At 71.2% G+C, this 21,651-nt stretch carries 19 protein-coding genes; 15 read left to right on the top strand and 4 right to left on the bottom strand.

What is annotated here, in order from left to right; genetic code table 11:
* The 6 genes from EW117_RS26810 to EW117_RS26785 form a co-directional block, all read left to right on the top strand.
* Positions 1 to 1,961: tetratricopeptide repeat protein (locus tag EW117_RS26810; RefSeq protein WP_129789780.1), on the top strand; the 1,961-nt coding region annotated here is incomplete at its 5' end.
* A gap of 49 nt (positions 1,962 to 2,010) precedes the next feature.
* Positions 2,011 to 3,318 carry an ABC transporter substrate-binding protein gene (locus EW117_RS26805; protein ID WP_165362883.1) on the top strand — a complete coding sequence of 436 codons (1,308 nt, stop codon included), beginning with the start codon at positions 2,011 to 2,013 and terminating at the stop codon, positions 3,316 to 3,318.
* On the top strand, positions 3,315 to 4,223 hold the full coding sequence (locus EW117_RS26800) for a carbohydrate ABC transporter permease (protein ID WP_129789779.1): 909 nt from the start codon (positions 3,315 to 3,317) through the stop codon (positions 4,221 to 4,223). Before EW117_RS26805 ends, EW117_RS26800 begins: the two co-directional genes overlap by 4 nt.
* 1 nt (position 4,224) lies before the next feature.
* A complete protein-coding gene (locus EW117_RS26795; RefSeq protein ID WP_129789778.1) occupies positions 4,225 to 5,109 on the top strand; it encodes a carbohydrate ABC transporter permease in 885 nt (294 codons plus the stop codon).
* Positions 5,106 to 7,208: an alpha-galactosidase gene (locus tag EW117_RS26790; RefSeq protein ID WP_129789777.1), complete on the top strand. Its 2,103-nt coding sequence runs from the start codon at positions 5,106 to 5,108 to the stop codon at positions 7,206 to 7,208. The genes EW117_RS26795 and EW117_RS26790 overlap by 4 nt, the downstream gene beginning before the upstream one ends.
* Positions 7,205 to 8,065 carry a hypothetical protein gene (locus EW117_RS26785; protein ID WP_129789776.1) on the top strand — a complete coding sequence of 287 codons (861 nt, stop codon included), beginning with the start codon at positions 7,205 to 7,207 and terminating at the stop codon, positions 8,063 to 8,065. The genes EW117_RS26790 and EW117_RS26785 overlap by 4 nt, the downstream gene beginning before the upstream one ends.
* Here EW117_RS26785 and EW117_RS26780 read toward each other — a convergent pair.
* On the bottom strand, positions 8,031 to 9,908 hold the full coding sequence (locus tag EW117_RS26780) for a 13E12 repeat family protein (RefSeq protein ID WP_242504594.1): 1,878 nt from the start codon (positions 9,906 to 9,908) through the stop codon (positions 8,031 to 8,033). The genes EW117_RS26785 and EW117_RS26780 overlap by 35 nt on opposite strands.
* 172 nt (positions 9,909 to 10,080) lie before the next feature.
* Complete coding sequence (locus tag EW117_RS26775; protein WP_129789775.1) at positions 10,081 to 10,893, bottom strand: DeoR/GlpR family DNA-binding transcription regulator; 813 nt, start codon at positions 10,891 to 10,893, stop codon at positions 10,081 to 10,083.
* Positions 10,894 to 11,104: 211 nt separating this feature from the next.
* Between EW117_RS26775 and EW117_RS26770 the strand changes: the two genes are divergently transcribed.
* From EW117_RS26770 to EW117_RS26740, 7 genes are all read left to right on the top strand, one after another.
* Entirely contained in the window at positions 11,105 to 12,397 is a 1,293-nt protein-coding gene (locus tag EW117_RS26770; RefSeq protein ID WP_129789774.1) for an ABC transporter substrate-binding protein, read from the top strand.
* 72 nt (positions 12,398 to 12,469) lie between these two features.
* Positions 12,470 to 13,390 (top strand): carbohydrate ABC transporter permease, encoded by a 921-nt coding sequence (locus EW117_RS26765; RefSeq protein ID WP_129789773.1) that lies wholly within the window; start codon positions 12,470 to 12,472, stop codon positions 13,388 to 13,390.
* Between the two features lie 2 nt (positions 13,391 to 13,392).
* The gene (locus EW117_RS26760) at positions 13,393 to 14,247 is read left to right on the top strand and encodes a carbohydrate ABC transporter permease (protein ID WP_207212081.1); all 855 of its coding nucleotides are present in this window, start codon (positions 13,393 to 13,395) and stop codon (positions 14,245 to 14,247) included.
* A gap of 46 nt (positions 14,248 to 14,293) precedes the next feature.
* Positions 14,294 to 15,157, top strand: a complete 864-nt coding sequence (locus tag EW117_RS26755; RefSeq protein WP_129789772.1) for a ketose-bisphosphate aldolase — start codon at positions 14,294 to 14,296, stop codon at positions 15,155 to 15,157.
* 9 nt (positions 15,158 to 15,166) lie between these two features.
* Positions 15,167 to 16,372, top strand: a complete 1,206-nt coding sequence (locus tag EW117_RS26750) for an ADP-dependent glucokinase/phosphofructokinase (protein WP_129789771.1) — start codon at positions 15,167 to 15,169, stop codon at positions 16,370 to 16,372.
* Between the two features lie 223 nt (positions 16,373 to 16,595).
* On the top strand, positions 16,596 to 17,333 hold the full coding sequence (locus EW117_RS26745; protein WP_129789770.1) for a sugar phosphate isomerase/epimerase family protein: 738 nt from the start codon (positions 16,596 to 16,598) through the stop codon (positions 17,331 to 17,333).
* Positions 17,330 to 18,439: a Gfo/Idh/MocA family protein gene (locus EW117_RS26740; RefSeq protein WP_129789769.1), complete on the top strand. Its 1,110-nt coding sequence runs from the start codon at positions 17,330 to 17,332 to the stop codon at positions 18,437 to 18,439. Before EW117_RS26745 ends, EW117_RS26740 begins: the two co-directional genes overlap by 4 nt.
* Before the next feature lie 2 nt (positions 18,440 to 18,441).
* Here the strand turns inward: EW117_RS26740 and EW117_RS26735 are convergent, their stop codons facing one another.
* Positions 18,442 to 19,089: a TetR/AcrR family transcriptional regulator gene (locus tag EW117_RS26735; RefSeq protein WP_129789768.1), complete on the bottom strand. Its 648-nt coding sequence runs from the start codon at positions 19,087 to 19,089 to the stop codon at positions 18,442 to 18,444.
* An 81-nt stretch (positions 19,090 to 19,170) separates the two neighbouring features.
* On the opposite strand from EW117_RS26735, the gene EW117_RS26730 reads away from it, so the two are divergent.
* Positions 19,171 to 19,812 (top strand): NADPH-dependent F420 reductase, encoded by a 642-nt coding sequence (locus EW117_RS26730; RefSeq protein WP_129789767.1) that lies wholly within the window; start codon positions 19,171 to 19,173, stop codon positions 19,810 to 19,812.
* A 46-nt stretch (positions 19,813 to 19,858) separates the two neighbouring features.
* Here the strand turns inward: EW117_RS26730 and EW117_RS26725 are convergent, their stop codons facing one another.
* Entirely contained in the window at positions 19,859 to 20,662 is an 804-nt protein-coding gene (locus EW117_RS26725) for an SDR family NAD(P)-dependent oxidoreductase (RefSeq protein ID WP_129789766.1), read from the bottom strand.
* Between the two features lie 89 nt (positions 20,663 to 20,751).
* Here EW117_RS26725 and EW117_RS26720 point away from each other — a divergent pair, with 89 nt between their 5' ends.
* Positions 20,752 to 21,651 carry a LysR family transcriptional regulator gene (locus tag EW117_RS26720; RefSeq protein WP_129789765.1) on the top strand — a complete coding sequence of 300 codons (900 nt, stop codon included), beginning with the start codon at positions 20,752 to 20,754 and terminating at the stop codon, positions 21,649 to 21,651.

Here is a 21,651-nt window from a genome sequence, read left to right as displayed (position 1 = left end):
ACCTGGAGCTCTACCGGCACGCCACCCGCGCGCCCGAGCCCTACTGGCACGAGGCGCTGCGCCGCGACCCGGGGCAGACGGACAGCCTGGTCGGCCTCGCGCGATGCGCCTACGCCGCCGGCGACCCGGAACAGGCGCGCGACCACCTCGAACGCGCCGTCGGGCGGCTGACCCGACTGCACCGCAGTCCGCGCGACACCACCGCGATCTACCTGCTGGGCCTGGTACGTGAGGAGCTCGGCGACGACCCCGGCGCCTACGACGCCTACGCGCAGGCCGCGTGGTCGCGGGCCTGTCGGGCGGGGGCCGGCTACCGGATGGCCCGCCTCGACGCGCGGGCCGGGCGGCACGAGCAAGCCCTGGCGCGGCTCGCCGACGTCCGCCGCACCGAGCCGGAGCACCTGCAGGCGCTCGCGCTGACCGTGGTGTGCCACGGGCGGCTGCGGCAGCACGCCGCCGCGGCGGAGGTGCTGGCCGCGGCCCGCGCGCTCGACCCGCTGGACGCCTGGCTGCGGCACCTGGACGGGCTGGCCGCGAGCGGCGACGCCCAGATCCTGCTCGACGTGGCGATCGAGCTCGCCGGGGTGGGGGAGCACGAGGCGGCGCTCGCGTGCCTGGCCGAGGCCGAGGGCCGGGAGGACCACCGGCCGGCGGGGCAGCCCGCCGTCCGCCCGCTGCTGGCCTACCACCGTGCGCACGTGCTGCGGCTCGCCGGGCGTCCCGCCGACGCCGCGGCCGAGCGGGCGCGGGCGCGCACCCTCGACGCGACCTGGTGCTTCCCCGGCCGGCTCGCCGACGCGGCGGTGCTCCGGGAGGCGGCCGACGCCGATCCGGGCGACGCCCGCGCCCGGTCCCTGCTGGGTCACTGGACGTACGCCGCCGGACGCCGCGCACGGGCCCTGACCCTGTGGCGGCAGGCGGTGGCCCTCGACCCGGACGACGCCGTCGCCTGGCGCAACATCGGCCTGGCCGCCGTCAACCACGAACGCGACCTGGCCGCCGCGCGCGAAGCCTACGACCGCGCGTGCGCCGTCGCACCGGGCGACGCCCGCCTGCTGTACGAGCGGGACCAGCTCGCCGCCCTGACGGGCGCGAGCCCGGCCGACCGCCTGGACGCGCTGATGGGTGGTGGCGAGCTCGACCGCGACGACCTCGCGGTCGAGGCGCTGCACCTGATGATCACGGAGGGCCGGGCGGACCAGGCCCTGATGGTCCTCGGCAGGCGCCGGCTCCACCCCTGGGAGGGGGGCGAGGGGCAGGCGCTGCTCGCTTGGGACCGCGCGCACGCGCACGGCGCCCTGGACGCGCTCGCCGAGGCCCGGCCGCGCGACGCCGTCGACCACGTGCGGGCAGCCCTGGCGCCGCCGCGCAGCCTGGGCGAGGCGCGCCACCCGCTGGCCAGCACCGCGTACCTGCACCTGCTGCTCGGGGACGCGCTGGCCGCCGACGGCGACCCCGCCGCGGCCGCCGACGCCTGGGCCACCGCGGCGGCGCAGCGCGGCGACTTCGTCGAGATGAGCACGCAGGAGCACGGCGAGCAGACCTTCTGGACGGTGCTGGCCCTGCGCCGCACGGGCCGGCACGACGCCGCGGACGAGCTGACGGCGTCGCTGCGCGCCTACCGCGACCGGTACGCGGCCGAGGTGCCGCGCGTCGACTACTTCGCGACCTCCCTGCCCGACCTCCTGCTGTTCGAGGAGGACCCGCTGCGCGTGCGAGACCGGCGCGTCCTCTTCCTGGACGCCCAGCTCGCCCTCCTCGCTGGTCGGGCCCCCGAGGCCGAGGAGCTGCTGCGGCGTCCGGAGCTCGCGGCGTCCCGGCACGCGGCCGACCTGCGCCACGCCGTGGCCCGCCGGGGTGCGGAGCTGCTGCGCGGTGATACGCACGGTGATACGCACGTGGGTGCGCACCCCGCCGATGCTGAACCTGCCGAACGGGCGCGGACCTACCCGCACCCGTGATCCGAAGGCACCAGATGCGCCAATGACGGCGCACGGAGGAGGAACAAAGATGTCCCAGCGAACCACAATCTCCAGGCCAGGACTGACCCGCCGCGAGCTGCTGGCCGGCGGTGTGACATTGGGCGCGGCAGGACTGCTGGCCGCGTGCGTGGGAACGACGTCGGGCGGCGGGGGTGGCGGCGGTGCGAGCACCGGCGCCGTGACCCTGCAGAACTCGATCCAGGAGGCGGACCCGAAGGCCGCTCTGGAGGCGCTCGTCAAGGCCTACCCGGGCGGCGACGTCACCATGAACTCCGTGGCGACCGAGCAGTTCCGGGCGCAGCTGACCAACTACCTGCGCTCCGGCGACGCGCCCGAGGTGCTGAGCTGGTACGCCGGGTCCGTGGCCCGGTCGTACGCCGAGGAGGGCCTGCTGCTCGACGTCTCGCCCCTGTGGGAGGGCGACGGCGCCTGCGCCGGGTTCTCCGACGCGCTGCGCGGCCTGTCGACCGACGCCGAGGGCAAGCAGATCTTCGTCCCGACCAGCTACTACTGGTGGAGCGTGTTCTACAAGAAGTCGGCGTTCGAGAAGTGGGGCGTCGAGCCGCCGACGTCATGGGACGAGTTCCACGCCCTGTGCGAGAACCTCAGCGGCCAGGGCATCGCGCCGATGACCAACGGGCTGTCGTCCACGCCGTGGATGGCGTCGGGCTGGTTCGACTACCTGAACCTGCGCGTCAACGGCGCGCAGTACCACCGCGAGCTGCTCGCCGGCGAGCACGCGTTCAACGACCCCGAGGTCGTCGACGTCATGGAGGAGTACAAGCGGCTCATCCCGTACTTCGACAAGAACATGGTGTCCTACACGTCGCAGGACGCGGCCACCCCCATGGCCCAGGACGAGTCGGCCATGTACCTCACCGGCGCGTTCGTCACCAGCTACTTCCCCGAGGACCAGCGGGACGACCTCGACTTCTTCTCCGTGCCGGTGATCAACGACTCGGTGCCCACCGCCGAGGAGGCGCCCACCGACGGGTTCTTCGCGGCGGCGAACAGCGACAACCACCAGGGCGCGCTGGACCTGCTGAGCTACCTCGCCTCGGCGGAGTCGCAGCAGCAGTACATCGAGGAGTCCAAGTCCTCGAACCTGCCGACGTCGCCCGACGTCGACACGTCCTCCTTCAGCCCGCTGGTGCAGAAGGGCATCGAGCTGCTGAGCAACACCGAGGAGATCACGCAGTTCTTCAACCGCGACTCCTCCGACGCCCTGCAGGCCACCGCCGACACCGCCCTGACCCGGTTCCTCGCCGAGCCCGAGAACATGAAGAGCATCCTCGACGAGTGGCAGACGGCGGCCGAGGGGGTCTTCGCGTCGTGAGCGCGCAGCCGTCCGCCCCCGCACGGGAGCGCCGCTCCCGGCTCGCGCGCGTCCCGCTGCTCGTCTGGGTGTTCCTGCTGGTCCCGTTCGTGATCGAGCTGTTCTGGGTGTTCTGGCCGGCCGCCAACTCGTTCTCGCTGTCGCTCACCCGGTGGGACGGGATCACCCTGGCCGAGCCCGTGGGCCTGCAGAACTTTCGCGACCTGGCCGCCGACCCGATCTTCCTGACCGCGCTGCGGAACAACGTGATCTGGGTGTTCGGGTTCGGCGGCCTGTCGGTGGTGGGCGGGCTCGTGCTCGCGGTCACCCTGAACAAGCCAGGCCCCCTGGTCGGCCTGTACCGCAGCGCCATCTACCTGCCCATGGTCGTCTCGCTCGCCGTGAGCGGCCTGTTCTGGCGCGTCATGTACGCGCCCGAAGGGCCGATCAACGGCACCCTCGGCCTGCTCGGGCTCGAGTCCCTGGAACGCCAGTGGCTCGCCGACCCCGCCGTCGCCCTGTGGGCCGTGCTCATCGCCGCCGTCTGGCGCCAGGTCGGCTACATCATGGTGCTCTACCTGGCCGGGCTTAAGGGCACCGACCCGACGCTCGAGGAGGCCGCCGCCGTCGACGGCGCGAACGCGTGGCAGCGGTTCTGGCGCATCGTCATGCCGCAGCTGCGCGGCGTGAACACCGTCGTCTTCGCCGTCACCGTCATCGACTCGTTGCGCACCTTCGACATCGTCTGGGCCATGACCCGCGGCGGCCCGTACAACGAGACCCAGCTGCTGAGCACCTACATGTTCCAGCAGGCCTTCACCACGGGGAACCTCGGCTACGCCTCGGCCATCGCCGTGGTCATCTTCGCCCTGGCGATCGGCTTCATCATCACCTACCTCGCCCGCCAGGCCCGGACGGAGGACTGACATGACAACGCTCGCCCCACCCGTCACCCCGTCCGTCGCGGCCCGCCGAAACCGGCGCCGCCGGCCCCGGGCAGCCCGCTCCCCGTGGCTGCACGTCGCGATGATCCCGGTCACGCTTCTGTGGCTCAGCCCCATCGTGTTCGTCCTGTTCGTCGCGATCCGCTCCTACGACGACATCGCGGCCCGCGGCCTCGGTGCCCTCCCGGCATCGTTCAGCACCGACGGCTTCGCCACCGCGCTCACCGACGGCGGCGTGCTCGAGGCGCTCGGCAACAGCGTCGTCGTCACCGCGTGGGCGGTGTTCCTCTCCCTGGCGCTGTCGTCCGTTGCCGCCTACGCACTCAGCCGGTTCGCGATTCCCGGCCGCCGCACCATCCTGCTCACCATGCTCGCCGGGAACCTCCTGCCCCCGCAGATCCTGCTCGTCCCGGTAGCTGCCATCACCGAGGCCATCGGCATCGCCGACACCCGCACCGCCCTCGTCATCGTCCAGGTCGGGTTCGGCATCGGCTTCTACACGTTCGTGCTGCACGGCTTCATGCGCAGTCTGCCCACCGAGGTCTTCGAGGCCGCGCGGCTCGACGGCGCCGGCCCCGGCGGCATCTTCTGGCGCATCGTGCTGCCCCTGTCCCGGCCGTCGCTGGCGGCGCTCGCGGCGCTGGCGACCACGTGGATCTTCAACGACCTGATCTGGGCGATGACCGTGCTGCGCACCGAGTCGAAGTTCCCGATCACCGCCGCCCTGCTCAACCTCCAGGGTGGCTTCGCGAGCGCGTGGAACGTGGTCGCGGCAGGATCGCTGATAGCTGCGATCCCGACGGCGATCGTGTTCTTCATGTTCCAGAAGCAGTTCGTGTCCGGACTACTCGTGGGGGCCAACAAGTGACCTGGATCCTGCCGACCCGGTCGGGCCGGTACGTCGTGGACCCGGCGCCGCGCGGGGCCGGGCTGGTCGCGGTCTCCTGGGGGCCCGACGGCGGCGAGGCGCGCCCGCCGGCGGCGGCGACGTCGTCGTTCGAGGCGGACCTGGACCTGCTCCCGATGGAGGCGACGGCGCTCGGCACGCGCAACGTGCACGGCGCCGAGCTGGTGGTCCGGCGCGCGGACGGCCTCCGGGGGGCGCGGCTCGCCGCCGCGGGCGAGGTCACTGTCGGCCGGGACGACGACGGCGCGACGCACCTCGTCTGCCCGCTGGCCGACGACGTGCTCGGCCTGAGCGTGCGCCTGCACCTCCGGACCCACCCCGGCCACGACGTCGTGGAGAAGTGGGCCGAGCTGCGCAACGACTCGGCGCAGCCGGTCGAGCTGCTCCGGGCCTGGGGCGGGGTGTTCACGGTTCCTGCCGAAGCCGGAGCGTCGGTGGGCCTGCTCGGTGGCGCGTGGTCGCGCGAGTTCACGCCGTTCGAGGTGGAGCTCCGTGCGGGGACGCTGAGCCTCGGCAGCCGGCAAGGCATCACGTCGCACACGTACGCGCCGGTGGTTTCGGTGACGCCGTCCGGCGAGCCCGGACCGCGGTACGGCGTCGCCCTCGCTTGGAGCGGGTCCTGGCGGATGACCCTGGACGCCGTGCCCTTCGCCGACCACCTCCGGATCGCCGCCGGGCCCGACGACGAGTCGGGCATCCTCACCCTCGAACCAAGCGCCGGGCTGACCACGCCCGTACTGGCCGGCGTGCGCGTCGAGGGCGATGCCGACGACCTGGCGCAGGCCTGGCACGCCTATCAGGCGACGCTGGCCCGCACGCGCGGCCCCGAGCACCGGCCGATCGTCTACAACTCGTGGTTCGCCACGACCTTCGACGTCCGCGTGGAGCACCAGCTCGAGCTCGCGGCGGCCGCGGCCGAGGTGGGCGCCGAAGTCTTCGTGGTCGACGACGGCTGGTTCCGCGGGCGCACGAGTGACCGGGCCGCGCTCGGTGACTGGGAGGCGGACCTGCACCGGATCCCGGGCGGGCTCGGCCCGCTCGCCGACGGCGTCCGCCGGCTCGGTATGCGGTTCGGCCTGTGGGTCGAGCCCGAGGCCGTGAGCCCCGACAGCAACCTGTACCGCGCGCACCCCGAGTGGGCGCACCAGGTGGCCGGCCGCCCCCTGGAGACGTTGCGCAACCAGTACGTGCTGAACCTCGGCTGGCCCGAGGTGGAGGAGTGGGTGCTGGGCACGCTGCGCCGCCTGCTGGGCGACACCGACATCACCTACCTCAAGTGGGACATGAACCGCTCGATCGCCGACGGCGGGCAGAGCGTGCTCGGCGGCGACGACTGGTCCTGGCGGCATACCCAGGCGTACTACCGGATCCTCGACGGCCTGCGCGCCGAGTTCCCGCAGGTCACGGTCGAGGCGTGCGCGGGCGGCGGCGGGCGGATCGACCACGCGGTGCTCGCGCGGACCGACGTCGTCTGGCCGAGTGACGAGACCGGGCCGCGGGACCGGCTGGCGATCCAGCACGGTTTCCTGGGTGTGCTGCCCGCCTGGACCATGAGCTCGTGGGTCACCGACCTGCCGGACCTGCTCGACCGCGACCGTGACGGCGAGCCGCCGAGCCTGGACTTCCGGTTCGTGGTCGCGATGGCGGGGGTGCTCGGCATCGGCGCCGACATCCTGGCCTGGGACGAGGCGATGCGGGAGCGGGCTTCTTCGTTTGTGGACCTGTATCGGTCGATCCGGTCCGTGGTGCACACGGGGCGGGTGCGGCGGCACGGTTCGCCTGCGGACGGGGCGTGCGCGGTGCAGTACACGGGTGGCGATGAGGCGGGCGCGGACGTGGGCACGGTGGTCGTCCTGGCGTGGCGGCGGCCCGCCGCCCAGAGGACGGCGGCCGGGCGCCTCACGGTGCACCTCCGCGACCTGGACCCGGACGCGCGGTACCGCCTGCGCGGTTCCGACGTCGGGACCAGCACATTCACGGGCAAGCAGCTGATCACAGACGGGATTGCGATCGGCTGGGCCTGGGGGGACTGTGACGCCATGATCCTGGACCGCGTGTGACCGTGGCGGGACCGGCGGATGCCGGACGCCCCCTGACCGTACGGACCGACCTCGCGCTCGGCGGGCGCTGGACCTCGCTCGCCACGCCCGAGCGCGAGTGGCTCTGGCGCAACCCGCGGATTCCCGACGCCGAGCGGGCCGCCGTCGTGCCGGGCGACGCGTTCGTCGACGCGGGCGGCGGCGAGGAGTGCTTCCCGACGCTCAACGGCCCGAGCGACCACGGGGAAGTCTGGTCCCAGCCGTGGTCCGCCGACGGCGCTGGCGCGGCGCGGGTCAAAGCGGGCGACCTCAACCTCCGCCGTCGCCTGACCACCGACGACGGCGTCGTGCGCGCGGCCTACACGATCGACGGCCCACCGGGCGCCGCCGTCCTGCACGCCGTTCACATGCTGCTCGACGTCGGTCCCGGCGCGCGCCTGGAGGCGCCCGGGCGGCCGGACCTGCTGGTGGTCGAGTGGCCCGAGCGGGGCCGCACGGTGCCGTCCACCTGGCCCGACGGCGACGGGGTGCCCCTCGACGTCCTCGGCCCTGACGACGGGACCGCCCGCTGCGCCGTCGTGGCGACCGACCAGGTCGACGTCGTGGACGGTGCCGACCGGCTCTCGCTCAGCTGGGGCGTCGAGCCCGGATATGCGGCGCCGGTGTCGTTCGTCGTGTGGCGCAACCTTGGCGGCTGGCCGAAGGGCGCGCCATACCGCTCGATCGGCGTCGAACCGCTGTTGGGCGCGGAGTCGAACCTCGACCGGGCCGCGCCGGACCGACTGGCCCACCTGGATGCGGGCGGGCGGATCGGCTGGTGGCTGGAAGTTCGGGCCGCGCGGATCAGAAGGGCGGTTGCCCGGGGGCAGGAGGGCTGATCGGAGCGGTGGGTACAGCTCCTGGTTCGGTGGTCAGGTAGGTGCGGGGAAGGCGCTGCCCGGTGAGTGCTCGGAGGGTGAGGTCGTGGCTGGTGTCGGGGTCGATGTCGTCGAGGTCGATGTGGGTGTCCAGGACGGTGGGTGGGCGGGTATAGGCCCGTCCGGTGGGGGTGGTCCAGGTGGTGATCCCGGTGTCGGGGTCGCGGACGATGCCCCAGCCGGCGTGGGTTTTGAGCAGGTGGTGCTTGCGGCACAGGGGGTGGAGGTTGTGGGCGCGGGTCTGTTCCTGCCCGGCGTCCTTGCTCCTGTTCTTGCTCGTGTTCTCGTTCGTGTTCGTGTGCGTGTGCGTGTGCGTGGTCGTGGTCTGGTCGTTGTTGTGGTCGTGGTTGAAGGGTTGGATGTGGTCCAGGTCGCATTGGCTGGCCGTGGTGTCGCACCAGCCGAAGGTGCAGGTCTTGTCGCGGGCTTCGACGGCTGCGCGTAGGACTGTGCCGGGTTGGTAGGTGGTGGTGGAGTAGTCGGTCAGGATCCCGGTGACGGGGTCGGTGAGCAGGCGTTGCCAGGTCGCGTCCTGGGCGATGGCTGCAGCGGTCTCGGCGGGGATGGGTCCGTATCCGGTCAGGTCGCCTGGGGCGTCGTTCAGGCCGAGGAGGGTGCTGGCCGGGATGGTGACCCGGATGACGGGGCGGGTCGGTGTGATCCGGACGGGTTGCACGATTTCCTGCACGACGACTTGTTGGACGGGTGTCTTGCCGCCGCAGGTGCACACCGGCGCCTGGGTAGCGCCGTCCGCGTCGGTGCCAGCGGTGTCGGTGTCGGTCTCTTCGTCGGTGTCGGTGTCGGTGTGGGTGAAGCGGTCGGCGGGTAGGAGGCGGCCGGTGATGATGCCGGTCAGGGAGTCGGCGCGCAGTTGTCCCAGGGTGCGGTCCTCGCCGGTGGCGTGGCGGAGCTGGTGGGCCATGTCGTCCACGACGCCCCAGACGGCTGCGGCGTCGGTCGCGGGCAGGTAGGCGGACAGCCAGCCCATGTCGTTCTCCGCCCGGTCCACGTGCACGGACCGTCGGGCCGCCTCGGCTTTCGCAGTCTGGGCGGCGCCGTGCCGGTTCTTCGCGAACGCGAGCATCTTGCGCTGCAGCCACTTCCACGTCCGTCGTGGCGCGTGGGGCAGGTACCGGCGGATCGCCTCGGCGCGCTCGGCGACGGTCAGCTGGGACGCGGACCGCAGCAGGGTGTGCGCCTTGCGTACGTCGATCCGGCCCGCGACCAGGGCCTGGATCACGCTCGGGTGCTGGGCGCCGGACTCTGCCCGGACCACGACCTCGGTGCCCTCGGGCTCGGTCACGACCAGCTCGGCGGTGACCTGCCCGACCAGCGAGCTGTGCGCCAACGGGTGGGTTTCTCTCCTGGCGCGTTCGGCTACGACCTGCGCCTGGACACCCGCTGCCCACGACTGCAGGCGACCGCACGCGACGGACAGGTCGCCCAGTGCGTCATCGGGTAGGTCGGCCACCAGACCGGCGTCCTCGTCGACAACGTCGGCGACGACCTGGGCCAGCCGCGTGCCCGGCGCACTGGCCAGTGCCTGGCGCAGCAGCTCGACCGGCCAGAACACCACCGGCACCACGTCTGGTGGCCAGTCTGGCGCGCCGGTTTCGTCGGGCGGGCAGTCGGGCATGACGTCGTACGGCAGCACGTCGTCAGGTACGTCAGGGACTGCGTCGTCGGGGACGAGACGCACCAGCCGCCCGTCATGCATGACCAGCTCGCCCGGGATTCCGTCATGCGGGGTCCCCGCGTCCAGGAGGGCGCCGACTCTGCCGTCATCAGACAGCGCTTGATACATACGGGCACACTCCTCACTTCACTCAGGCATTCGCCAACCAAGATGATCAACCACGCCACTGCTGCGGACGTTTGTTCGATTTTATGTCTTCTCGCTGGACTCCGCGCGCCTTTCTGCCATCCGCGTACAACCGTGGCACCGGCTGGAGCGGGCGGTCGCGGCCGCCGTGCCGTCACGGCGTGAGGATCTCCACCTCACCGGACTTGAGCGCGTCGGCGATGTCGTCCGGCGGCCGGGTGTCGCAGATGAAGTAGTCGGCGCGGCCTAGGTCCGCGACCTTGGCGAACAGCCGGCGTCCGAGCTTGGTCGAGTCGGCGAGGACGGCGACCTTGGTCGCGTGGTCCATCATGGCCGCCATCATCGCGGCGTCGCCGAGGTTGCTCGTCGAGTACCCCGCGGTCGACACGGCGCCGACGGCGATCAGGGCGAGATCCGCCTGCACCGCGATCTGCTCGCCGTTCTCGTCGACCTGGAAGCTCACCGGACCGGTGGTCGTCTGCGTGATCGAGCGCACGGAGCCGCCGAACACGTAGAGGTCGCGGTATGCCTTCGGCGGGATCTCCGCGGGGAGCCGTAGGTTGTTCGTGGCGATCGTCAGGTCGCGGTGGTTACGCAGGTTGCGAGCGACCGCCAGGTTGGTGGTGCCGCCGTTGAGCATCACCACCGAACCGTCGGAGACGATCTCGACCGCGCGGCGCGCGATCGCCTCCTTCTCCTCGACCTGCATACGCAGCCGGACGTCGAGGCCGCTGTCCTTCGGGGCCGTGGACGACACGCTCACCGCGCCGCCGTGGGTGCGGATCAGCAGGCCCTCGGTGTCGAGCTGGTCGAGGTCGCGACGCACGGTGTCGATCGACACGTCGAAGCGCTCGGCGAGCTGCGCGACGGTGACCTGGCCGTGCCGTCCGACGTAGTCGGCGAGGGCGGCGCGCCGTCCCGCGGGCAGCTGACGCGCCCGTTCTCCCGCGTCGTCGCTGTTGCTCATGCAGAAATTTCTAGCATATGACGGCACCGGGACGCGACTTCCGCCGCAGGAAACGGCAACCCCGGAAATGGACACATAGGCAGTAGAACCCCGAGATAGAGCCGATCGACGTCGAACCTTGACCTCCGTGCCTGCCGGGGCTACTGTCTCAAAAGTTGCAGTAACGCGCAAAGAACAGCGCAGAACAGCACGGATCGGAATGAGGAGTGAGATGAGCAACGAAGCTCAAGTCAGGCGTCGCATCGTCCAGGCCGCCGGTGTCACCGCCGCCACGTTCGGACTGCTCGCCGTGGCCGGATGCGCAGGCGGAGGCGACAGCGGCGAATCGGGCGGCGACGTCACCATCGAGTTCGCCCAGTGGTGGGAGCCCGAGCTGCCCGACGGCGAGTTCCGGGCCCTCATGGACGAGTTCGAGAAGCAGAACCCCGGCATCAAGGTCGAGCTGATCAGCGGGCCCTACGCCGCCACCAAGGAGCAGCTCTTCGCGGGCGCCGCCTCGCGCACGATGCCCGACGTCGTCGGTCTCGACGGGGCCTGGGTCAGCGACTTCGCGTCGCAGGGCGTCATCACGGACCTGTCCGCGCTCATGGAGGAGGCCGGGTACGACGACAGCGAGCTGGCCAGCCAGGTCCAGGTCGACGGCTCCACCTACATGATCCCGGTCGTCAACTTCGTCTACCCCATGTTCACCAACGACGCCCTCCTGGCGGACGCCGGCGTGAAGGCACCCCCGAAGAACCGCACGGAGTTCGCGGAGGCGGCAGCCGCGGTCACCGACCTCGGTGACGACACGTCCGGCTGGATCCTCCCGCTCTCGCTCGAGACCCCCAACGGCATCCAGAACGACGTCATGTCCTGGACCTGGGCCTCGGGCGGCACGATGCTCGCCGACGGCGGGCCTGACGTCACGAACGACGACGTCGCGTCCACGGTCGACTTCGTACAGGGCCTGTGGGACGACGGCGTCATCGCCCCCGGCTCCTTCACGATGAAGGAGCAGGACAAGGTCGAGGAGTTCACGAACGGTCGCGTCGGCATGATGATCGACTCGCTGGCGCACATCAACCTCATCCGCGAGGCCAACCCCGACCTCGAGTTCTCGGTCTCGGCGGTCCCCGCCGAGGACGGCTACGAGGGCGAGCGCGGCATCCCCTACGCGTCCTGGGGCATCGGCGTCGCCGAGAGCTCGGAGCACCCGGAGGAGGCCTTCAAGCTGATCGAGTTCCTGATGAGCCAGGAGACCAACGCGGAGCTGTCCTCGATCGCGGGCGCGTTCCCGGGCAACAAGACCTCGACGCCGGACTTCGTGGCCGACGACGAGCTCTTCGCCGACGCGTTCGAGATCTACCAGGCCGGCTACCCCGCCAACGAGTTCACGGGGCTGCCCGTCGCCGAGCAGCTGATGCGCCTCTTCGGCGAGCAGTTCCAGGTCCTCCTGGACGGCGGACAGACGACCGAGGAAATGCTGGACAAGACCCAGGCCGCGTGGGAAGCGGAGTTCTAGGTCCCCGGCGATTCCACGCCGTGCCGCGGCCCTCGACCGCGGCACGGCGCCTCACAGGAGGAGCAGCGAGCTATGCAAGACGTGATCGTCGCGCCCGCCCCGCAGGCCGCGACCCCAGAGCCGCCGCGCAGGCGCCGGCCGCTGAGCAGGACCGCCGAGCCGTACGGGTTCCTGGCGCCGACCCTCGCCCTGATGTTCGTACTGATGATCATCCCGGTCGTCCTCGTCGTCGGCTACTCGTTCATGGACAACGTGATCCTGAACGCGACGCCGGAGCTCGTCGGCGTCGACAACTTCGTCACGGTCCTCACCGACAGCGTGTTCCTGACCGCGACCGGCAACACCCTCTTCTTCACGGTCGGCAGCGTCGCCGCACACCTCGTGATCGGCCTCTGCTTCGCGATGCTGCTCAACAGCCCGCTCATCGGCAACATCCCGCGTGCGATCTTCCGCGCCCTGTACATCCTTCCGTGGCTGTTCACTGCGGCCGTGATCGCAGTGCTGTGGCGGATGCTGCTCGCCCCCAACGGCGTCATCAACTACCTGCTGAGCACTGATGTCGAATGGCTCGCCTCGCCGGCCCTCGCGCTCGGCACCGTCACGTTCATCAACATCTGGGCCGGCTACCCGTTCTTCATGGTGAGCCTGCTCGCGGGTCTCCAGGGCGTCCCCGCCCAGCTGCACGAGGCGGCGACGGTGGACGGCGCCAGCGCCTGGCAGCGGTTCTGGAACGTGACGATCCCTCAGCTCAGGCCGATCATCATCAGCCTGACGCTGCTCGACCTCATCTGGACCTCGCAGCAGTTCGCGCTGATCTGGATGACGACAGGCGGCGGGCCCGTCAACGTGACCGAGATGCTCAGCACGTACACCTACAAGCTCGCGTTCAGCCGCTACGAGTTCTCGCTCGCGTCCACGAGCGCGGTGCTGGTGCTGCTCATGTCGATGGTGCTCGCGTTCTTCTACGTGCGTCACCAGAGGGCGGGGGACTGACCATGTCCGAGACCAGGACCACGATGGAGCGCCGGCGGTCGCGCCAGCGGGTCGGTGTCGTCATCGGCCTCGTGCTCGGGGCGATCTTCGCCGCGGCACCCGTGCTGTGGATGCTCGCGAGCTCGTTCAAGTCGAACACTGAGATCTTCGAGCTCCCGCCCCGGCTGATCACCGACGGCTTCTCGTTCGACGCCTACGCCGCGATCTTCAGCGATCCCGAGAAGGTGCGGTTCTTCGTCAACAGCTACGTGGTGTCATTGTCGGTCACGGTGCTCACGCTGCTGGTGGCGATCCACGCGGCCTACGCCTTCAGCCGGTTCGACTTCGCGGGCAAGAGGCCGATCAACATGGTGATCGTCAGCGTGCAGGCGGTCCCGCCGATCACGCTGCTGATCCCGTACTTCGGCATCGTGGTCGCGCTCGGCCTGTACAACACGTATCCCGGGCTGATCCTCACCTACATGGTGTTCACGCTGCCGTACGCCATCGTCATGATGACCGGCTACCTCAACACGATCCCCAAGGAGCTGGACGAGGCCGTCCGTATGGACGGCGCGGGGTCGATGACGGCCCTGTGGCGCGTGCTCGTGCCGGTGTCGGTGCCCGGGATCGTCTCGGTCGGCGTCTACACGTTCATGATCGCGTGGAACGAGTACCTGTTCGCGCTCACGCTGACCCGCACGCAGGACATGCGCACGGTTCCGATCGGCATCCAGCTGCTCATGGGCCAGCACTCGTACGAGTGGAACGAGCTCATGGCGATGAGCATCCTCGGGTCGATCCCGGTGCTCGTCCTCTTCCTCTTCTTCCAGCGCTACTTCATCAGCGGCCTCACCTCCGGATCGGTGAAGAGCTGACCGGCCCCTCGACCCATCCCCGGAAACAAGCATCGGAGAACACACAGTGCTCATCAACGGTAAGGCTCTGCTCGACGTCGCCAACGCGAACAACTTCGCGGTCCCGGCGTTCAACATCAGCGACTGGGCCATGTTCACCGGAATCATGGACATCAGCGAGGAGCTCGAGGCTCCCGTCATCATCGCGATACATCCCGACGAGGTGAGCCACGTGACGACGGACCTGATCCAGGCCATCCGCTCGCGGGCGCACCGCTCGCGGGTGCCCGTCGTCATCCACTGGGACCACGGCGGTACGTACGAGCAGATGCTCGTCGCGATCCAGGCCGGCTTCACGTCGGTCATGATCGACGCGTCGCTGCTGCCGTTCGAGGAGAACGTGGCGATCACGAAGAGGGTCGTCGACACCGCCCACGTCGTGGGGGTGTCGGTCGAGGGCGAGCTCGGCACGATCGGCGCCAACGACAGCTACGGCGAGGCCGGCGCCGCCGAGATCACCTACACCGACCCCGCCGACGCCCTGCGCTTCGTGCAGGAGACCGGCGTCGACAGCCTCGCGATCGCGATCGGCACGTCGCACGGCCTCTACCCGGCGGAGAAGAGTCCGGAGCTCAAGCTCGACCTGCTGCGCGAGATCAAGGGCGTCGTCGGCATCCCCCTGGTGCTGCACGGCGGCTCGTCCAACCCGGACGAGGAGATCGGCCAGTCCGTCAAGCTCGGCGTCAACAAGATCAACATCTCGAGCGACATCAAGGTGGCCTATCACGAGCGCATGCGCGAGGTCCTCGGCACCGACCGCAAGCTACGCGAGCCCAACGCGATCCAGCCCGAGCCGATCGCCGCCCTCAAGGTCACCGCCGCCCAGAAGATCCACCTCTTCGACGCCGCGGGCCAGGCAACCCTCTACTGAAAGCCGTACATGAGCGACTCGATAGTGCTGGGCCTCGGCGGGACCGTCGACTACGAGCTCACCTGGGACGCCCGGGTGCTCGAGTCGCTCGCGGCGCACCACGGGATCGTGGCATCCGAGCTGGATGCCACGATCCCGGTGGTCGACGAGCGCAGCCTCGTCGTCTCGATCCTCGGCTACCTGCGGGACGGCGTCGGCGGGGAACGCTTCGTCGCGAGCTCGGCGATCCTCGACGCGTTCGCCGCCCGGTTCGACACCCGGGTGACCCTGGGCGGCACGTGCGTGCGGGCGGCGATCGCCATGCGCTCGCTCGGCGTCGGCTCGCTCGTGCACCTGGTCAGCATCGACGATCACGTGCGCCGGCTGCTGCCCGACGGCGTCTCGTACGTGTGCAGCGCCGACCAGGACTCGACCGAGCCGCACCTGATCGTGCAGTACCCGGCGGGCGCGACGATCCGCGTGGGTGACGCCGAGATCATCACCGAGCACCCGAACCGCCTGATCTACGTCAACGACAGGCCCAACCGGGAGCTCGTGCTGAGCGACGAGCTCGACACGCTCGTGCCGGATGCCGGGGTGTTCCTGGTGTCGGGATTCAACACGATCCAGGACCCGGTCCTGCTCGAGGACCGCCTCCGGCACATCGAGCGGCTGCTCAAGGCCGTCCCGGCCGGCGGGGTCTCGATCTTCGAGGACGCCGGCTACCACGAGCCGGCGTTCAGCCTCCGCGCCCGCGCGGCGATGGCACCTGCCGTCAGCGTGTACTCGCTCAACGAGGACGAGCTGTTCGCCTACCTCGGCCGCCGGTTCGATCTCCTCGATGCCGACGCCGTCGAGCAGGGCCTGCACGACATCGCGACACTGATCCCGGCGCGCTGCCTCGTGATCCACACGAAGTACTGGGCCCTGGCCCTGGGCGAGCGCGCCCAGGAGCTCGCCGGCGCTGTCCGCGGCGGAATCCTGATGGCGAGCACGCGCTACCTCGTGGGCGACGGCCAGACGGCCGACGACTACGCCCGCACCGCCGCGCTGGATCCGCCCGCGCGCGGCGCCGACTTCGCGCAGGAGCTCGAGCGCCGGTTCGGTGCCCGGCTCGCGTGCCGGCCCGCTCTCGCCCTGACGACGCCTACCCCGACCACGATCGGGCTCGGTGACACCTTCGTCGGCGGCTTCATCGCGGCCCTGGCCCTGGGCGCGGATTCCGCACCGGCCTGAGCTGCCCCGGGCCGGACGCCGAGCGAACCGGATTCCCCCAGGAGCGCGGCCACCGTGCCCTGCAGGACGGTCGCGGCAAGGACGAAGAGCATGACGGGCACGCTACATCCCGCCCAGAATCTTCCACTGTAAGAATTTTTGGGTACGATCGGTCGCGGTACTCGAGGATGCAGCTGCAACGGGGTGGCTGTGGAGAGGGCCGTGCCGAATGAAGGGGTTCCCCATGCCGACGACATCCGTACAGCTCTACTCGGTCCGAGACGCGGTTGCTGAAGACCTGGACGGCGCCGTGGCGCGCCTGGCCGAGATCGGGCTCGAGCACGTCGAGCCGTACGCCTTTCACGAGCGCACCGAGGAGTATCGGCGCGCGTTCGCGACCACGGGGCTGACGGCGCCCTCCGGGCATGCGCCCGTCCTGGCGTCGGAGAAGCCCGAGGCGATCTTCGACGCCGCCGCCGCGCTGGGGATGACCACCGTGATCGACCCGTTCGTCCCCGCCGAGCACTGGCAGACGGCGGACCAGGTGGCCGAGCTCGCCGAGCGCGTGAACCGGCTCGCCACGCTGGCCACGGAACGGGGCCTCGAGTTCGGGTACCACAACCACGCCTGGGAGCTGAGCACCCGGATCGACGGTCGGCACGCGCTGGAGCTGTTCGTCGGGCACCTGGCGCCCGGCGTGGTGCTGGAGATCGACACCTACTGGGCCGGTGTCGGCGGCGCCGACACCCCGGCGCTGCTGGCCGCGCTCGGCGACCGCGTACGGCTCATCCACGTCAAGGACGGCACGCTGGACGGCGACGTCGACAAGCAGCGGCCGGCCGGCTCGGGCGACGTGGGCGTGCCGGCGATCCTGGCGGCGGCCCCCCAGGCGACCCGCGTGATCGAGTTCGACGCGTACGCGGGCGACGTGTTCGCCGGCATCGCGCAGTCGTTCGCCTGGCTGACGGAGAACGACCGATGACCCGGCCCGGTGCGGCGGGCGTCGGCATCATCGGCGCGGGCAACATCTCGACCCAGTACCTGGAGAACCTGACCCGCTTCCCCGACGTCGAGGTCCGGTTCGTCGCGGACCTCGACCAGGCGCGCGCCTCCGCCCGGGCGGAGGCGTACGGCGTGCCCGGCTCGGGGAGCGTGGACGAGCTGCTGGCCCGCGAGGACATCGAGGTGGTCGTGAACCTCACCGTCCCGGCGGTGCATACCGATGTCGGGCACCGCATCCTCGCGGCCGGGAAGCACGTCTGGAGCGAGAAGCCGCTCGCCCTCGACCGGGCCGCGGCCTCCGCCCTGCTGGCCGACGCCGAGGCGCGCGGCCTGCGGGTCGCGTGCGCACCCGACACGGTGCTGGGCGCGGGCATCCAGACGGCGCTCCGGGCGATCGCGCGCGGCGACATCGGGGAGCCGCTGACCGCGACCACGATGTTCCACGTACCCGGTCCGGAGGCGTGGCACCCGAGCCCCGACTTCCTGTTCGCGGTCGGCGCGGGTCCGCTGTTCGACATGGGCCCGTACTACGTGACCACGCTCGTGCACGTCTTCGGGTCCGCGACGCGGGTCCAGGCCGTGGCCTCTACCTCCCGCCCGACCCGCACCATCGGCAGCGGCCCCCGGGCCGGCGAGGTGTTCGACGTGCTCGTGCCGACGCACCACGCCGCGCTGATCGAGTTCGGGCCCGGGCGCTCGGCGCAGTCGACGTTCTCGTTCCAGCACGCCCTGCCCCGGAACGGGCTCGTGGAGATCAACGGCACCGAGGGCACGATCGTCCTGCCCGACCCGAACACCTTCGGCGGAGACTCCAGCCTGTGGCGGTACGGGCAGGACGAGCCCACCACGCTCCCCGCCGTCGGCCCCGAGCTCGGCCGCGGCGCCGGGGTGGTCGACCTGGTCCGCTCGGTCCGGGACGGCGGCAGCGAGCGTGCGTCGGGTGCGGTCGCCGCGCACGTGCTGGACATCCTGCTCGCCGTCCGGGACGCGGCGGACGGCGAGAAGCCCGTGGAGATCGACTCTTCGGTGGGGCCGGTCGAGCCGTTGCCGGACGGCTGGGACCCGACCGTCGCGTCGGTGGGGTAGCGCTACCGGCGTGGCTCCGGCCCGGTGCTGGTCCCTTCGGCACCGGGCAGGAGCCGCTCCAGCAGCGCCAGCGAGCGGCGGACGTCGACGTTGTCGGGGTCGAGCAGCCACTGCAGCTGCAGTCCGTCGGACGCGGCGACGACCAGCGCAGCGGCGTCGTCCGGGTCGACGTCGGCGGCTATCGCGCCGGAGCGCTGCCCGGCCCGGACCCGCTCGGCGAGGTCCGACCGCACGCGCCGGTACCGCGTGTGCACGAACTCGCGTGTCCCCGGGTGCTGCTGACCCTGGAGGGCGTCCGTCGTCAGCGTCGCGTACAGCTCCACGAGGCCGGGGATCGAGCGGTTCCGTTCGGCGCTGTTCTCCATCATCGCCACCGCCGAGACCTCGCTGCCCGCAGAACGCTCGTCCGCCTGTGCCTGGTGCACCCGGGCCTCGTGCGTCCGGTAGACCTCGACGAGCAGCTCGTCGCGGTTCGCGAAGTAGTAGCGCAGAGCGGCGTGCGAGACGCCGATCGCCTCGCCGATCGCGCGCAGCGAAGCACCCACACCGCGCTCGGCGAACAGCTCCAAGGCGCTGAGGAGGATCTGCGCGCGCCGCTCGGGCCCTTTCCGGTAGGACCGTTCGTGGGATCCCGCATCGCCGTTCGCCATGGGGGTCATCGTACGAATGCCTGTGACGTACGGCGCTCGCGCGTACGGAATGCGTCTCGCGCCCCGTAGGTTGCCGAGCGTATGAGCACATTCGGCATCATCGGAGCAGGGAACATCGGCAGCCAGGTGGCCCGCGTGGCGATCGCGCAGGGCAACGAGGTGGTGATCGCCAACTCGCGCGGTCCCGAGACCCTCGCGGACCTGGTCGCGGAGCTCGGGCCGAAGGCTCGGGCGGCAACGGCCGAGGAGGCTGCAGCGGCGGCCGACGTCGCCGTCGTGTCGGTGCCGCTCAGGGCGTACCGCGACATCCCGGTCGAGCCGCTGGCGGGGAAGATCGTGCTCGACACGAACAACTACTACTGGGAGCGCGACGGTCACGTCGAAGCGCTCGACCGCGGCGAGGCGACGGTGTCCGGCCTGTTGCAGGAGCACCTGCCGACCTCGAAGGTCGTCAAGGCGTTCAACCACATCACCGCCCCGAGCATCACGACCGACGGCACCCCTGCGGGGACGGAGAACCGCCGGGCGCTCGTGACGGCGAGCGACTACCCGGAGGCCATCGAGCTCGTCACGCGACTCTACGACGGGGCCGGTTTCGACACCGTCAGCGTGGGGCCGCTCAGCGAGTCCTGGCGCGCCGAGCGCGACCGGCCGGCCTACGGGGCGCGCCAGAACGCCGAGCAGCTCGAGGCGAACCTGGCCCGGGCGCAGCGCGTCATCTGATCCGCCGCGGGGCCGGCGTCTTAGGAGGGCCGGCCCCGGTCACGGCTCAGGCCCCGAACGCATCCAGCGCGACGGGCTCCCACTCGCGCCACGTGCGCAGGCGCTCGGCATAGATCTGCTCGACCTCGGCGAAGGGCCTGCCGAGAAAGACGTGCAGCGGGGGCTGCTCGGCGTCGGCGATCCGGAGGAGGGCCGCGCGGGTCGCGTGCGGGTCGCCGATCTGGAAGTCGGGGGCCGTCGCCTCGCGCACCTTGTCGTAGTCCGGGCTCGGGTCGCTGACGTGCGCGGCGGTGGCGAACCCCGTGGCGTAAGGGCCGGGCTCGACGTCAGTGACGTGGATGCCGAACGCCGCCACCTCCTGCGCGAGCGACTCGGTCAGGCCCTCCACCGCCCACTTGGACGCGTGGTACGCGCCGAAGCCGGGGTAGGCCCGGACGCCGCCCTCGCTCGTGACCTGGAGGATTCGCCCGGCCCTCTGCGCGCGCATGACCGGCAGGACCGCCTGGGTGACCCAGACCGTGCCGAAGAAGTTGGTCTCGAGCTGGGCACGCAGCTCGCGCTCGGTGACCTCCTCGACCATGCCGAGGTGCCCGTACCCCGCGCTGTTGACGACCACGTCGAGCCGGCCGAGGCGCTCGGCGGCGCGCGCGACGGCGTCGAACACGGCGGCGCGGTCCGTGACGTCGAGGGCGATCGGCAGGACGGCGTCGCCGTACTTGCTGGTGAGCGGCTCCAGCGTGCTGGTGTCGCGGGCGGTGGCGGCGACGCGGTCGCCGCGTTCGAGTGCTGCCTCGGCCCACTCGCGGCCGAGGCCGGTTGATGTTCCGGTGATGAGCCATGTCTTCTGCATACCGCCAGCGTGCGATGCCGCGAGCCATTCCACCAGCGACTCTTTCGCACACCAGACATGAGTCTGTCGCATGACTCATGATGGGCCGTATGGCTGAGCTCACCGTCACCGCTCTGCGGGTCGTGCACGCCGTCGTCGGCACGGGGTCCTTCACCGCGACGGCGGACCTGCTGGGGTACACCCAGTCGGCCGTCTCCCGTCAGGTGGCGGCGGCGGAGTCCGCGGCGGGCGTGCCGCTGTTCGTGCGCGGGGCGCGCGGCGTCGTGCCGACGCCGGCCGGGGCGCTGGTCGCCCGCCGCGCCGCGACGGTGCTCGCCGAGCTGGACGCCGTCGGCAAGGACCTCGCGGGGCTGGCCGACCGGCTCGGCGGCCGGGTGGTGCTCGGCGCGTTCCCGACGGCGATGTGGGTGCTCGCGCCACGGGCGGTCGCGGCCGTGCGGGGGCGGCATCCTGGCCTGACGGTCGACCTGCAGGAGGCGTCCTCTCCCGCGCAGCTCCGTCAGCTCCGGGCAGGGCGTATCGACGTCGCCGTGATCGGCGTGGGCGCGGACCTGCCCGCGTACGACCTGGACGGGCTGCGGCGCGAGCACCTCCTGGACGGCCGCTCCCTCGTGGCGGTGTCGAAGGAGCACCGCTTCGCCGGCCGCGGTCAGGTCCCGGTGACGGAGCTGGCCGAGGAGGAGTGGATAGTCGGCAAGGGGCTGCGGGGCGAACCGCAGTTCGGGGCGTGGCCCACCCTGCTCGAGCCGAAGGTGGCGCACACCGCCCGTGAGTGGCACTCGCGGCTCGGTCTGGTCGCCGCAGGGCTCGGCATCACCACGCTGCCCGAGATAGCCGCGCCCGCGATGCCCGCCGACGTCGTGACGGTCCGCGTGGACGACCCGGCCTGGCTCGGCCGCGCGGCGGTCGCGGTCACGCGGCCGGAGCGCGCCGCGAGCGTGGAAGCCGTGCTGGCGGTGCTCCGGGACGTGGCGCAGGAGCTGCGCTGA

Source organism: Promicromonospora panici, from assembly GCF_900608595.1.
In the GTDB taxonomy this organism is placed as follows: Bacteria; Actinomycetota; Actinomycetes; order Actinomycetales; family Cellulomonadaceae; genus Promicromonospora; species Promicromonospora panici.
The sequence above is the reverse complement of the archived record's forward strand: the minus strand, read 5'-3'. Positions and strand labels throughout refer to the sequence as shown.